Genomic DNA, 13,758 nt, shown 5'->3' with positions numbered 1-13,758 from the left:
GCCGGATGGCGGCGAGGGCGCCGCAACGGGATCTTTGACATCCTTGTTTTCTCTTTCCTCATCCTCGTCGATCCGCAGTGACGAAGCGGCCTTTGTGTGCACAGGCCTGATGGCGCTTCGCTGGGCGGCAGCTCCTGATCCTGCAACGCGGCAAATGCCAAGAGAATGTCGCCTCGAAGGCCAACTTCCGACACAGGGCCCGGGCGAATAGCGGCTATCCCATGACGCATGTGCTTCGGCAGTGACGTTCCCAACACCGTCGGCGCATTCACTCTTCCAGGGAATCCTCGTGTCGCACAAGCTGGCCGCGGTCGTCCTCGCCGCTCTCTTCCTCACGATTCCATCTCTTTCCGGCGCCCGTGCCGAGCCCCCTGCGCCCACGGCAAACAATGCTGCCGCATTGTCGCCTGACGAGGCGAAGCGCGCGCTGGAAACCCTTCAGGACGACAAGAAGCGCACGCAGATGATCGATACGCTCCGCGCGATCGCGAGCGCATCCGGTCCGCAGCATCCCGCGCCCGAGCCAAAATCGCCGATCCCACTCTCGGCCGACGGCCTCGGCGCGCAGCTTCTGCTCACGGTCTCGGAGGAGATCGGCGAGATCTCGAGCGAGATCGCCGGCATGGCGCGAACGCTCACGCACTTTCCGGCGTTCTACTACTGGATCGTGCGGACTGCGAACGATCCCACGGCTTACAATCTTCTGATCGAGATCGCCTGGAAGCTTGCGCTGGTGCTCGGCTGCGCCCTGTCGGCCGAATGGGCGATCTTCTACCTGATCCGCCGGCCGGTCGCATTCCTGGAGGGACGCGTGCCGCAAACCGCGCGCCTGCCGGCACCGGTGCTGCCGCTTGCCGATCCGCCATCGTCAGGCGCCGACGTGACGCCGGCACCTGAAATGCAACAGCGCCGCCACAGTCTGGCGCGGGTCTGGCAGATCATGCTGCGGCTGCCCTTCGTGCTCGGACGCTTCGTGTTCGAACTGCTGCCCGTGCTCGTCTTCGTCGGCGTCGCCACCGCGCTGCTCGGAACGGAGATCGGCGAGCCCACGACCGTCCGCCTCGTGATCCTCGCAATCGTCAACGCTTATGCCTTCTCGCGCGGTCTGATCTGCCTGGTCCGGGCGCTGGCGGGACCGTTCGGCCTGTTTCCGGTGCGGGCCGAAACTGCGGCCTATGTCGAGATCTGGGCGCGCCGCATCGTCGGCGTCGGCGTCTCCGGCATCGCCTTTGCCAATGTGGCGCTGCTGCTCGGCCTGCACCGCGCCGGCTACGCCGCGCTGCTGCGCATGGTGATGCTGGTCGTGCATCTCTTCATCGCCGTCATCATCCTGCAATGCCGACGCCAGGTCGCCGATGCCATCCGCGCGCCGGCCGAGCGCCAGGGGATCGCGGCCCGTTTGCGCAATCGTATCGCCGGCGGCTGGCACTATCTTGCCATCGCGCTCGACCTCGCGCTCTGGGCGGTGTGGGCGCTGAACATCCGCAACGGCTATTCGCTGCTGCTGCAATATTTCGTCGGCACGATTGCGGTGGCGCTGATCACGCGTGTCGCCATCATGCTGACGCTGAGCCTGATCGACCGCGGCTTCCGGATCAAGCCGGAGATCCTCCAGCGCTTTCCCGGCCTCGAAATCCGCGCCAACCGCTATCTGCCGCTGCTGCGCAGGATCGTATCCGGCGCGATCGGCTTCATCGGCTTCGTGGCCGTGCTCGAGGTCTGGGGCGTGGACGCGATCGTCTGGTTCTATGGCGGCCAGATCGGCGGCCGGCTGATCTCGGCCATGGTGACCATCGGCCTCGCCGCGTTCATCGCAGCGGCGATCTGGGAAGCCAGCAACGCGCTGCTGGACCGCCAGATCAACACGCTGTCGCGGGACGGGCACTATGCCCGTGCAGCGCGGTTGCGCACCTTCCAGCCGATGCTGCGCACCGCGCTGCTCTGCCTGATCGCCACCGTCGTTGGCCTCACGGCGCTCAGCGAGATCGGCGTCAATGTCGCGCCGCTGCTGGCGGGCGCCGGCATCGTCGGCATCGCGATCGGCTTCGGCTCGCAGAAGCTGGTGCAGGATCTCATCACCGGCCTGTTCCTGCTGCTGGAGAACACGGTGCAGGTCGGCGACACCGTCAGCGTGTCGGGGTTGTCGGGCGTCGTCGAGAACGTCTCGATCCGCACCATCCGCCTGCGCGCGGGTGACGGCGCCGTGCACATCGTGCCGTTCAGCGCGGTCACGACCATCACCAATGCCAGCCGTGGCGCCGGCAACGCCTCGGTCAGCGTCAACGTCGCCTACAAGGAAGACACCGACCGCGCCGGCCAGATTCTCAAGGACATCGTCGACGAGATGCGCCGCGAGCCGGAATTCCGCGCGCTGATCCGCGGCGACCTCGAACTGTGGGGCGTCGACAAGGTCGACGGCGCGATGGTGTCGATCGTCGGGCAGATCCGCTGCACCGAGGCCGGCCGCTGGCCGGTCCAACGCGAATTCAACCGCCGCATGAAGCTGCGCTTCCAGCAGAACGGGATCGAGGTCGCATCGTCCGTCCAGACCATCCTGATGCACGTCGCGCCGCCGGCGGACAGCGCTGCCAATCTGACGGCCCGGCGGGCAGCCGGATAGCGATCCCGCAATCTTCGTCCTTGCGTCCGGCAGCGGCCATCATCCCTAAAGCCTCACCTTCGAGATTGTGAGGCTCTCCCGTCATTCCGGGGGCGACGAAGTCGCGAGCTACGGTGCGCAATTGCGCACCTGAGAATCCATCGGGCCGCAAAGATAGCCCGCGCAATGGATTCCGGGTTCGCGCTGACGCGCGCCCCGGAATGACGACGGGAGAAAGAAAGGCGCTCTCACTCGCCCGCGTTAACCTCTTGAACGACGGTGCCCCCGCACAGTCTCGCTGCGGTGCGAGATCACAATCGACGCACGAGTCCCAACGTCCTTGATCTCCGGGGAGCGGTGGCCGACAATGCATGCGGTTCAATAAGAAACTCCTTGGGGGAATCGTGAATAGACCTGCTCGGGTCAGCGCCCATTCGACATCATCCGAGACCGCGCACGGCATGACACTGCTGCGCGATCCCCTGCTCAACAAGGGCACGGCTTTCACGGAAGCGGAGCGCGCCGCACTCGGTTTGCGCGGCCTGCTGCCGCCCTGCGTGCTGACGATGGAGACGCAGGCCCAGCGCGTGCTCACCAATCTGCGCACGCTGCCGACGGACCTGGAAAAATACGTCGCCCTGAATGCGCTGCATGACCGCAACGAGGCGCTGTTCTTCCGTCTCGTCGTCGACAATATCGATGAGATCCAGCCGATCATCTACACGCCGACAGTCGGACTTGCCTGCCAGAAATACGGCCTGATCTTCCAGCGGCCGCGCGGCATGTTCATCTCCTCGCGCGATCGCGGCCAGATCGCGGAGATCCTGAAGAATTGGCCCTACCAGGCCAGGCTGATCGTGGTCACCGACGGCGAGCGCATTTTGGGACTTGGCGATCTCGGTGCGAACGGCATGGGTATCCCCGTCGGCAAGCTCTCGCTCTATACCGCCTGCGCCGGCGTGCACCCCGAACTATGCCTGCCGATCTTGCTCGACGTCGGCACCAACAACGAAGAGCTGTTGAACGATCCCTATTATCTCGGCCTGCGCGAGCGGCGGCTGACGGGCGAGGCCTATGACAGCTTCGTCGACGAGTTCATGCAGGCCGCGCGCAAGACGTTTCCGGGCGTGCTGATCCAGTTCGAGGACTTCGCCAATCATTCGGCGTTCAAGCTGCTGCACAAATATCGCGACGAGGCCTGCGTCTTCAACGACGACATCCAGGGCACCGCGGCGGTGGCGCTCGCCGGCCTGTTCTCAGGCCTGCGCGTCTCCGGCGGCAGGCTGAAGGATCAGAAGATCCTGTTCCTCGGCGCGGGCGAGGCGGCGACCGGCATCGCCGATCTCGTGGTCTCCGCCATGATGGCGGAAGGGGCTTCCGAGGCGGACGCGCTGCGCCGCAACTGGCTGGTGGATTCCCGCGGTCTGGTCGTTGCGGGGCGCGAAGGTCTCTCGGGCCACAAGCTGCGCTATGCGCACACCGACCAGGCGCCGATCGCCGACTTCCTCACCGCGATCCAGACGCTGAAGCCGACGGCGATCATCGGCGTCGCCGCGGTCGGCGGTGCCTTCACGCCCGAAGTGCTCAAGGCGATGGCCGAGCTCAACGAGCAGCCGATCGTGTTCGCGCTCTCCAACCCGACCTCGAAGGCGGAGTGCTCGGCGGAGGATGCCTATCGCTACACGGAGGGACGCGCGCTGTTCGCCTGCGGCAGCCCGTACGATCCGGTCAAGCTCAACGGCCGCAGCTTCGTGCCGCGCCAGGGCAACAATTCCTACATCTTCCCGGGCGTCGGCCTCGGCGTCATCGCCAGCCGCTCGCGCCTCGTGACCGACGAGATGTTCATGGCGGCGGCCCATGCGCTCGCCGATTGCGTCGGCCAGGAGGACCTCGCACAGGGCAGCCTCTATCCGGCGCTGCCGCGCATCCGCGAAGTCTCCATCCGCATCGCGGCGGCGGTTGCGGACGTGGCCTTTCAGCGCGGGCTGGCGGACGGACCTGCGCCCAATGACGTAAAGGCGCTGGTGCAGTCGCAGATGTACGAGCCGAAGTACTGAGCGGCCTGCGGCACCAGAACGGCTCGGTTCACGCTAACGTCTCCACATCGTCATGGCCGGGCTTGTCCCGGCCATCCACGCCTTACCGGATAGCACGAAGAACGTGGATGCCCGGGACAAGCCCGGGCATGACGACCTACTGAATGCAGGCTGCCGTCAGGTGAGCCCCGCCACCATCTCAGGTAGAATCGCCATTGTGCTCCGCGGTCGGATATGCGACAGTCTGTAGCGTTACAAGAAACTCAATCCGCAAGGTCAAGATGCCATGGACGATCGTTTGCCTGAACTCGGCGACCTCGAGCGTGAGGTCATGCAATTGGTTTGGGCCGATGGTCCGGTCACGGCCGAGATCGTGCGTGAGCGGTTGTCGCGGCGTCTGAAGGAATCCACCGTGCGTACGGTGCTGCGCCGGCTGGAAGAAAAGGGCTATGTCCACCACACCGTGGACGGCCGCACTTACGTGTACCACGCTGCCGAGCCCCGCGCGCGCGTTGCGGCCAGGGCGGTGCAGCGCATCGTCGACTGGTTCTGCAACGGCTCGATCGAGGAGGTCCTCGTCGGCATGGTGGACAACAAGATGCTCGACCAGCAGCAATTGCGCATCCTGGCCGACCAGGTGGCCAAGGCGAAGAAAGCGAGGGGAGTGAAGAAAGAATGATCGCAACTCTGGCAGAGGCGGCGCTGCGCTCCTTTGTGCTGGGAGGCGTCGTCTGGTTTGGTCTCACCCTGTTCCGCGTGCGCAATCCGCACGTCCACATGACGGCGTGGGTCGTCGTGCTCATGGCCTCGCTCGCGATGCCCTTCGTGATGCATTGGCCGACGCTCACCATCGACCGGTTACCCCCATCGATTCCGGTGCCGGCCGAATCGTGGCCGGCAGACATCGCCTTGCTGGAGACCTCGCAGCCGGACCTGCCGATCGCGCCGGGCGCCCTCGCTGCGCCGCCGGCGAGAAGTGGCGTTCCGATCGACTGGTGGCTGGTGACGACGATCGTCTATGCCGGCGTCGCCGCCCTGTTGCTGCTGCGGCTCGCCATCGGCCTCGGCCTGACCTGGCGCCTGACGCGTGCGGCGAAGCCGCTCAAAGGTGCGCAGCTGATCGATGCTGACATCCGCGTCAGCCGCGATGTCGGCGGTCCCGTCACCTTCGGCTCGACCATTCTGGTGCCGCCGCAATTTGCAAGCTGGGATGCGAAGAAGCGCATCGCGGTGCTCGCCCATGAAAGCGCGCATGTCGCCAACCGCGATTTCTACGTCCTGCTGCTTGCCTCGCTCAATCGTGCGGTGTTCTGGTTCAGCCCGTTCTCCTGGTGGCAGCTCGCGCGCCTTGCCGAGCTCGCCGAGATCATCAGCGACGCGCAGGCGATCGAGGTGATCGACGACCGGCTGTCCTATGCGGAGATCCTGCTCGATTTTGCCAGCAGCGTGAAACCGCGCCCCATGGAGCTTGCGATGGCGCGGGCTTCGACCGTGCGCGCCCGCGTCGAGCGCATCGTCGCGGCCGCCGCGATGCCCGTCGCCGTCGGCTGGCGCAAGCGGCTGTGGATCGCCGCCGCGATCGTGCCGGCGGTGATCGTGTCGACCGGCATGATCGCCTATCGCACGCCGGACCCTGCGTCCGCCATCGCCGATGGCGGCGAGGTGCCGGCCCAGCATTATCGCCCCTTCGTCAATTTCTACGCCATGGGTCCGGCCTCGGTGTTCGCCATCTTCCGCGAGGAAGACGAGCTCTACGGCCAGCTGACCGGGCAGCGCAAATTGCGCCTCTCGGTCGGCAGCGACGGCATTGCGTCCTACGCGGCATCGTCGGGCGAGATCACGTTCCCGGCTGATGCGGAGCGCCGCTCGGCGGAGCTGATGCTGCGCATGAACGGTCGCGATATCCGCGCGGTCCGCCTTGCCGAGATGCCGACAGCGGCCGCCGAAGCCGTATCACTCGATCAATATGTCGGCTGGTACAAGGTTGCGCCGAACCGCGTTCTGACCGTGCGCCGCGACGGCGATAAGCTTCAGGTGCAAGAAACCGTGCAGGGGAGGGCGACACTTCTGGCCGAAGGTGCCGACGTCTTCTCGATCAATGGCGACAACCTCCTGATCTTCCTGCGCGACGACCAAGCCAAGGTCTCGCGCGTGCTGGTCCAGAACGCGATCTTCGGCGCCCGTCTGGCGCCACGGATCGATCCGGCCGCGGCGAAGGCGATCGAGGCCGATTTCGCGCGCCGTGTTGCCGCGGTGCCGGACCGTTTCCGCGAGCAGGTCCCCGTCGCCGGCGGCAAGGACATGATTCTGCGCGGGATCGAGGACCTGCGCCGGGGTATGCCGAACTACGATCGGATGAGCGCACCGCTGGCCGCCAAGGTGCACCGTCAGCTCAACGAGATGCAGGCGACGTTCGTCGCGCTCGGCCCGGTGGAGTCGCTGTTCTTCCGCGGGGTCGGCCCCGGCGGCTACGACATCTATGGCGCGAAGTTCGAGAACGGCACGGCGGAATTCCGCCTGCTGCTCGAGCCCGACGGCAAGGCCGGCGACGTGATCTTCCGGGCGGATGGCAATGACGAGCTCGGCGGCATCCTGCCTTGCTCGGAGGAGGCGAACGTGCGCGGGCGCGCCGGCACCTCGCCGATCCGGATCATGGTCTACAACGAGCTCGGCGAGGACATCCGCGTCTTCAATCTCGATGCCGACGGCAATCGCAAGAGCCAGAGCGTCGTCAGGTCCAACATGAGCTGGGCGGCCACGACCACCGTGAACAATCCGTGGGTGATTGCCGACAAGTCGGGGCGGTGTCTGGAGGTCCTGATGCCGGGCCGGCAGACGCGTTTCCACAATGTCGAGGCGTCGAACCTCGGGGCAAAGCCGGGGCGAGCCGCGCGTCGCGCCGTTCCGATCGCCAATGGCGAAGAGATGCTGCGCCGTTACATCGAGGGCGTCGGAAAGGGTCGGCCCGATTACGAGCACATGACGCCGGAAGTCGCCGACATCACGCGCCAGCAATTGCCGTTCGACCAGGCGATCCTGGCGCGTCTCGGCGCCTTGCGTGCGCTCTCCTTCCGCGGCGTCACCGCGCTCGACAGCGACATCTACATCGCCCAATTCGCCAACGGTTCGGCGGAATGGCGGATCGGTGTCAGGAACGGCACGATCACCAAGATCGCGCTCGGGCCCAACTTTTAGGAGCGCGACGCCGCCTGCCGCCTGGGATGGGCGGCTCGCGATAGGAACGGGGACGTTGCAATCTCCGCTTGCCGAGGTGTATTCTGGCTGCTACGTTATGTAGCATTACGGTTCGTAGCCTCGTACGGCGCGGTGTCGTGCAGGCTCCAGAGAATGGGGTCGCCATGAGCAATTCCGCGAAGGCCGAAGCCGTGCTGGCGCTGCAGCGCTTCGGCATGGGGCCGAGGCCGGGATCGATCGCCGCAATGGGCTCGGACCCGCGCGGCGCGTTGATTGCGGAGCTCGACCGGCCGCTCGCGCTGGCCGAGGCCGCGAGCCTTCCCAGCAGCGCCAAGGCCTTCCGCACCGTTGCCGACGCCAATGCGCGCCGGACGGCGCGGGTCAAGCAGGCGCAGCAGCAGGCAAAGAAGCAGCAGATGGCGGCCGCCGCGCCGGCGATGTCGGAAGACCAGGCGCAAGGTCAAGTCCAGGACAAGGACGCCGCCGAGACGGCGGCCAGGCAGGCGGCCGACGCCGTGCCCGATCCCGGGCGCCCGATGTATTTGCAGGAAGCGAAGCTGCGCACGGAAGCCGCGCTCGCGGCCGAGATCGGTTTTGCCGAGCGGCTGGTGTGGTTCTGGTCCAACCATTTCTGCATCTCCGCCAACAAGATCCAGAGCATGTCCGGCGCCTATGAGCGCGAGGCGGTTCGCGCCAACGCGCTCGGCCGTTTCGTCGATCTCCTGCTTGCCGTCGAAGGCCATCCGGCGATGCTGTTCTATCTCGACAATCTGGAATCGATGGGCGCGAACTCGATCGCCGGCATCAATCGCAGCCGCGGCCTCAACGAGAACATCGCGCGCGAGATCATGGAGCTGCACACGCTCGGTGTGCGCACCGGCTATACCCAGGACGACGTGATCAGCTTCGCCAACGTCATGACGGGCTGGACGCTGGTGCCGCCGGGTGCCGATCCCCAGCATGGCGGCGAGTTCACCTTCAATCCGCGGCTGCACGAGCCCGGTGGCCAGACCGTGCTCGGCAAGCGCTACGAGCAGGAGGACGCCGAGCAGGGCCGCGCCGTGCTGCGCGACCTCGCCGCGCATCCGGCGACCTCAACCCACGTCGCGACCAAGCTGGCGCGGCACTTCGTCGCCGACGAGCCGCCGCCAGCGCTGGTCGAGCACCTGGCCAGGACCTTTCGCGACACCGAGGGCGACCTCAAGCAGGTCGCAATCGCGATGGTGTCGTCGGACGAGGCATGGCGCGGACCGCCATCAAAGCTCAAGCGTCCCGGCGAATGGGTCGTCGGCATGGTGCGCGCGACCGGCATCACCCAGGTCGATCCCGTCCTCTACACCGGTGGCCAGCAATTGCTCGGCGAGCCGCTGTGGCGTCCGTCCGCGCCGAAGGGCTATCCGGACGACGAGGCGAGCTGGATCGACGGGGTCGGCCGGCGGCTCGACGTCGCCAACAATTTTGCCGAGCACATCACTGGCATGGCCGATCCGCAAGTGATCATCGAGGACGTCTTCGCATCGCAGATCGCACCCGAGGTGAAGCAGGCGGTCGGCCGTGCCGAGAGCCGGCAGCAGGCGCTGGCGCTGCTGTTCATGTCGGTGGATTTTCAGAGGAGGTGAGCATGGGCTTTCATCGTCACCTGCCCACGCGGCGCGAGCTTCTGGCCGGCTCCGGGGCGCTGTTCGCCTGGAGCCAGATGCCGCGGATCGCGCGCGCGGAAGGGCGCGATCCACGCCTGCTCGTCATCATCCTGCGCGGCGCGCTCGATGGCCTCGGCGCGGTCGCGCCGGTCGGCGATCCCGACTGGATCGGCCTGCGCGGCGATCGCGCGCTGCTGCTCGACGGCAAGCCGCCGGCGCTGCCGCTCGATTCCTTCTTCGCGCTCAATCCGGCGATGCCGAACCTGCATCGGCTCTACAAGAGCGGCAAGGCGGCGATCGTTCATGCCGCGGCGACGCCCTATCGCGAGCGCTCGCATTTCGACGGCCAGGACGTGCTGGAGAGCGGCTTCACCAGGCCCGGTGCGACCGCTTCGGGATGGCTCAACCGTGCGCTGCTGGCGATGGAATCCGGCGGCCGGGTCGATCCGCGCGGCAGCCGCGCGCTCGGCATCGGCTCGGTGACGCCACTGGTGGTGCGCGGCGCGGCGCCGGTCATGACATGGGTGCCGCAAAGAATCCTGCCGGCGAGCGAGGACACACAGAACCGCCTGCTCGACCTCTATCAGCACACCGACCCCAAGCTCGCGACCGTGCTGCAGGCGCGCATGAAGCTCGCCTCGCTCGACGGTCCGAGGGGCACGGGCGATCCGATGTCGGACGATCCGACGCTGGCACCGCCGGGCATTGCACGCGTGCGCGCCTATTTCACTGAAGCCGCCGGCACCGCCGCGCGCTATCTCGCCAAGCCAGACGGCCCGCGCGTCGGCGCGATGGGCTTCGTCGGCTGGGACACGCACATCGCCGAAGGCGCGGCGTCGGGCCAGCTCTACAATCTGCTCGGCGCGCTCGACGGCGCGTTCGCGGCGATTGAAAGCAACATGGGCGAGGTGTGGCACGAGACGGTGGTCGCCGTGGTCACCGAGTTCGGCCGCACCGCGCGCATCAACGGCACGCAGGGGACAGACCACGGCACCGGCACGGTCGCCTTCCTCATCGGCGGCGGGCTCGCCGGCGGCCGTGTGATCGCGGACTGGCCGGGCCTGAAGCCGGCGCAACTGCTCGACGACCGCGATCTCAAGCCGACCACGGATTTGCGTGCCGTGCTGAAGGGCCTGCTCAGGGATCATCTGCGCATCGAGGAGAAGATCCTCGCCGATACGGTCTTCCCTGATAGCGCCGAAATCAAACCGGTGGGAGGCCTCGTCGGCTGACGGCGGCCTCTCGCAACCGGATCGGGTTGATGTGCACACTGACGCAATTGGAGCTCGACTTTCTCGCCAGCCTGAAAACGGGCTGGCGACGGCTCTATCGGCGCGAGCTGATGCGGCTCGTGAGGAGGGATAGCGAGGCCGGTGAAGCTCGGCCGGACGTTCGCCCGACCGGCTTGCGGGTCGTATCGGGCTGATCGTTCCTCGATCTGTCCCGATTCAGAACACGTCAGTGTGGTGGAATCGTCACAGCTGGCGCGAAACGGCCGCGGCCCCAGAGCCGCTTTTGTTCCGACAAGGTTCTGCCCTCATTGCCCACCGAAACTCGGGGTTGTTCGGAGGGCGCATCATGTCTCGCATTGCAAGTGCCGGAACTGCCCGGATGTCGCTGGCGAGCTCGAGCCGGTTATTGCTCGCGGTCCTGGGCGCCGCGTCGCTCGCTGCCTGCGCGCAATCGCCGGTTGGCCGTCAGAAAGCCGATCTCGCCGGAACAACCCGGCAAGCCGCGGTGGAGCGGCCGCATCGGGTGGCGGCGCTGCATCCACGGCCGATCAGCCGGGTGCGCAGCTCCGAGGGTGAGACCAGGCAGACATCTTCGCACGGCCTCGCCAGCTTCTATTCGGATACGGAGACCGCGAGCGGCGAGAAGTTCGACAAGAACGAATTGACCGCGGCGCATCCCACCCTGCCGTTCGGCACCAAGCTGCGCGTCACCGAGACCTCCTCGGGCCGGTTCGTCACGGTCCGGGTCAACGATCGCGGGCCCTTCGTGCGCGGCCGCGTGGTCGACATCTCGCCTTCGGCCGCCGAGGCGCTCGGCATGGTCGACAAGGGCATCACCAATGTCAGGCTCGAGATCGTGCGATAGGGCGCCACGCGTTGCGACCGATGCGGCGCGCTTAACCGGCTGTTAGCGGCTTTTCGAGCACCATGGCGGTCTGCACAATTCAGGGCTTTGGGGGAGGCGACGCTTGAACACGATCCAGCATCTCGAAGATCAGGCTGCGCGCGCCGAGCGGCTCGCCAAACGGATCACCGATGCGCTGACGATCGAAAAGCTGCTGACCTTCGCGGGCGAACGCCGCCGCGAGATCGAGGTCATCGCCGGCAAGCACCGCCGCAACTAGCTCTCGCGAACCATGCGGCAAGCGCGTCCGCTCTCGTTTTCCTGTCTGCGCAATGGATGCGACGCCCGCTCAGCTGTGGCTCTCGACGAAGTCGCTGAGGTAATCGGGGAGCTCTATCCCATCGATATCGCAGCGCGCCTTGATCTCGCCGGCGACGTCGGTCGAGATGTCTTTCATCCAGTGCTCGAGGGTGTTGAACGAAATCACCTGAATCGGATCGCTGAAGCAACCGGCGACGAGTTCGCCGATGGTGGCTTCGAGATCGCTTCGCTCGATGCGGATTTCGGTCGCCTCGTCGCGGCGATCGACCACGACGAACAGGGTCTGGTCTGCGCCATAAGGCACGACGGGAGATGTTACGCCAGCTTCAAACATGTGAGGCGCTCACCACTTGACTTCCGATCTCTGACAACGGGAAAACTCGGAAGAAGGTTCCTGCTCGCGCGCTTGTGAACGCCGTCAGAGAAATTCTCTCAGGCGCGACAGCTCGACGACGTGTTCGGGAGAGAGGATTTCGGTGACGAGCGGCGGCTGCGCTACGGTCCTGATCTCGTAGAGGTGCCGGGTGGTCGCCGGCTTCTGCATGAAAGCCGAGATGCAATCGTCGAGCGTGCCTTCGATCACCTGGTAGGGCTCCCGGTCAGGCTGGCGCCGATTGGCCAATGATGGCCATTTATGCAGCACCGCAGGCGCGCCGAAATCGACCTTGGAATCCCCGACCACGTCGCCCATCGCCCTGCCTCACGCAAGAGACGACCCCAGCACACGCGCTCGCGTGCCGGGGCCCATACACCTGTCGCTGCATCTCAATGCCACGAGCCCCAACGCGGCAGCCGGGAAAAGGTTCCCGGCTCATCCGCTGCGGCGTAGGACTCAATCACTTGGGGTCTTCGGAATTTGCAATATCCAGCGGACAAACGCCTTCACGCGGGGATCTTTGGCCATTGCCGCGGGCCAGCGCACGATTTGAGCCTTGCTCGACGGCAAGTCCCACGATTGCGGAAGCACCCGCACCAGCCTGCCGTCCTTGAGGGCATCCTGGACCAGCAGCGAACGCGCGAGCACGATCCCGTTGCCGGCCAGGGCGGCGGCAATGGCGGTAGCTATCGTTGCAAAGCGTATCTCGGCGGGTGGCGGGCGGCCGAGGCCCAATCGTTCGAACCAGGTGATCCATGACCACTCGACCCCGCGGTCTTCGCCGGTCCGGCCCTTGTGCAGGAGCGGCAGCGATTTGAGGCGCGTCACGTCGGTCAGTGGTCGCTGGCCAGGCAAAAGGCGCGGGTGGCAGACGGGGTAAACATGCTCACGACATAGCAAGCGCTGCGTGGACGTCGGCCTCAAGCCCGCTACTGGTTGCCACAGCACCGCGACGTCGAGATCGGCCGACCTCGCGTGTGTGTCGGCTTCACGTACGGCCAGCTCAACCGGTATGCCGGGATGCGTCTGCGCAAAATCGGGCAGGCGGCGCACGAGCCAATAGTCGGCAAGCGCTGCACCGACGCCGACTTTCAAGGCCGGTGGCGGAGCGGCGGCGCGACAAAGCGCACGAAAATCCGCCATCCTGTCGAGCAAACCGGCCAACTCGTTCGAGAGGGCAATACCGGCGGGCGTGGCACACAAGCCACTCGGCTGCCGAATGAGGAGGGGTGTGCCGACGAAGTCCTCGAGCTTGCGGAGCCGATGACTGACCGCGCTCTGTGTGAGCCCGAGCTCCGCGGAGGCGCGCGTGACGCTCGCATGTCTCAAGGCTGCCTCGAATGCAATCAGCCCGTCGAAAGGAGGAAATGAGCGCATTGCATCATCATGAAATATTTTCATGCCGATGTGAAGACATCGCATTGGCGCAGGGCTTGCCCTCGCATGCATACCGGTACCAGACGCTTTCACGACGGGACAACGATGATCACGCCCGAACTCCATATGCGGCCGAGA

12 protein-coding genes are annotated in these 13,758 nt (G+C 66.0%); 9 read left to right on the top strand and 3 right to left on the bottom strand.

The window, feature by feature from the left end:
* Positions 1-289: 289 nt before the first annotated feature.
* The 9 genes from HZZ13_RS19995 (at position 290) to HZZ13_RS19955 (ending at position 11,826) form a co-directional block, all read left to right on the top strand.
* On the top strand, positions 290-2,620 hold the full coding sequence (locus tag HZZ13_RS19995; RefSeq protein WP_197961246.1) for a mechanosensitive ion channel domain-containing protein: 2,331 nt from the start codon (positions 290-292) through the stop codon (positions 2,618-2,620).
* Positions 2,621-3,003: 383 nt separating this feature from the next.
* Entirely contained in the window at positions 3,004-4,656 is a 1,653-nt protein-coding gene (locus HZZ13_RS19990) for an NAD-dependent malic enzyme (RefSeq protein ID WP_311972687.1), read from the top strand.
* Positions 4,657-4,921: 265 nt separating this feature from the next.
* Positions 4,922-5,314 (top strand): BlaI/MecI/CopY family transcriptional regulator, encoded by a 393-nt coding sequence (locus tag HZZ13_RS19985; RefSeq protein ID WP_197961244.1) that lies wholly within the window; start codon positions 4,922-4,924, stop codon positions 5,312-5,314.
* Positions 5,311-7,830, top strand: coding sequence for a M56 family metallopeptidase (locus HZZ13_RS19980; protein ID WP_197961243.1), 2,520 nt, complete (start codon positions 5,311-5,313; stop codon positions 7,828-7,830). The genes HZZ13_RS19985 and HZZ13_RS19980 overlap by 4 nt, the downstream gene beginning before the upstream one ends.
* A gap of 164 nt (positions 7,831-7,994) precedes the next feature.
* A complete protein-coding gene (locus HZZ13_RS19975; RefSeq protein ID WP_197961242.1) occupies positions 7,995-9,449 on the top strand; it encodes a DUF1800 domain-containing protein in 1,455 nt (484 codons plus the stop codon).
* Between the two features lie 2 nt (positions 9,450-9,451).
* Positions 9,452-10,702, top strand: coding sequence for a DUF1501 domain-containing protein (locus HZZ13_RS19970; RefSeq protein WP_197961241.1), 1,251 nt, complete (start codon positions 9,452-9,454; stop codon positions 10,700-10,702).
* Positions 10,703-10,731: 29 nt separating this feature from the next.
* Entirely contained in the window at positions 10,732-10,896 is a 165-nt protein-coding gene (locus HZZ13_RS19965) for a hypothetical protein (protein WP_197961240.1), read from the top strand.
* Positions 10,897-11,048: 152 nt separating this feature from the next.
* On the top strand, positions 11,049-11,567 hold the full coding sequence (locus HZZ13_RS19960; protein ID WP_197961239.1) for a septal ring lytic transglycosylase RlpA family protein: 519 nt from the start codon (positions 11,049-11,051) through the stop codon (positions 11,565-11,567).
* A gap of 103 nt (positions 11,568-11,670) precedes the next feature.
* Complete coding sequence (locus tag HZZ13_RS19955) at positions 11,671-11,826, top strand: hypothetical protein (protein WP_197961238.1); 156 nt, start codon at positions 11,671-11,673, stop codon at positions 11,824-11,826.
* Between the two features lie 69 nt (positions 11,827-11,895).
* On the opposite strand, the gene HZZ13_RS19950 is transcribed toward HZZ13_RS19955, so the two are convergent.
* The 3 genes from HZZ13_RS19950 to HZZ13_RS19940 all read right to left on the bottom strand — a co-directional run bounded on the left by HZZ13_RS19950 (position 11,896) and on the right by HZZ13_RS19940 (position 13,620).
* Positions 11,896-12,201, bottom strand: a complete 306-nt coding sequence (locus HZZ13_RS19950; protein ID WP_197949542.1) for a hypothetical protein — start codon at positions 12,199-12,201, stop codon at positions 11,896-11,898.
* Between the two features lie 84 nt (positions 12,202-12,285).
* A complete protein-coding gene (locus HZZ13_RS19945) occupies positions 12,286-12,558 on the bottom strand; it encodes a hypothetical protein (RefSeq protein WP_197961237.1) in 273 nt (90 codons plus the stop codon).
* A 141-nt stretch (positions 12,559-12,699) separates the two neighbouring features.
* Entirely contained in the window at positions 12,700-13,620 is a 921-nt protein-coding gene (locus HZZ13_RS19940) for a LysR substrate-binding domain-containing protein (RefSeq protein WP_197961236.1), read from the bottom strand.
* Positions 13,621-13,758 lie beyond the last annotated feature (138 nt).

It is taken from the genome of Bradyrhizobium agreste (assembly GCF_016031625.1).
Lineage (GTDB): Bacteria > Pseudomonadota > Alphaproteobacteria > Rhizobiales > Xanthobacteraceae > Bradyrhizobium > Bradyrhizobium agreste.
Note: the sequence above shows the minus strand (reverse complement) of the source record. Positions and strands in the feature narration are given on the sequence as shown.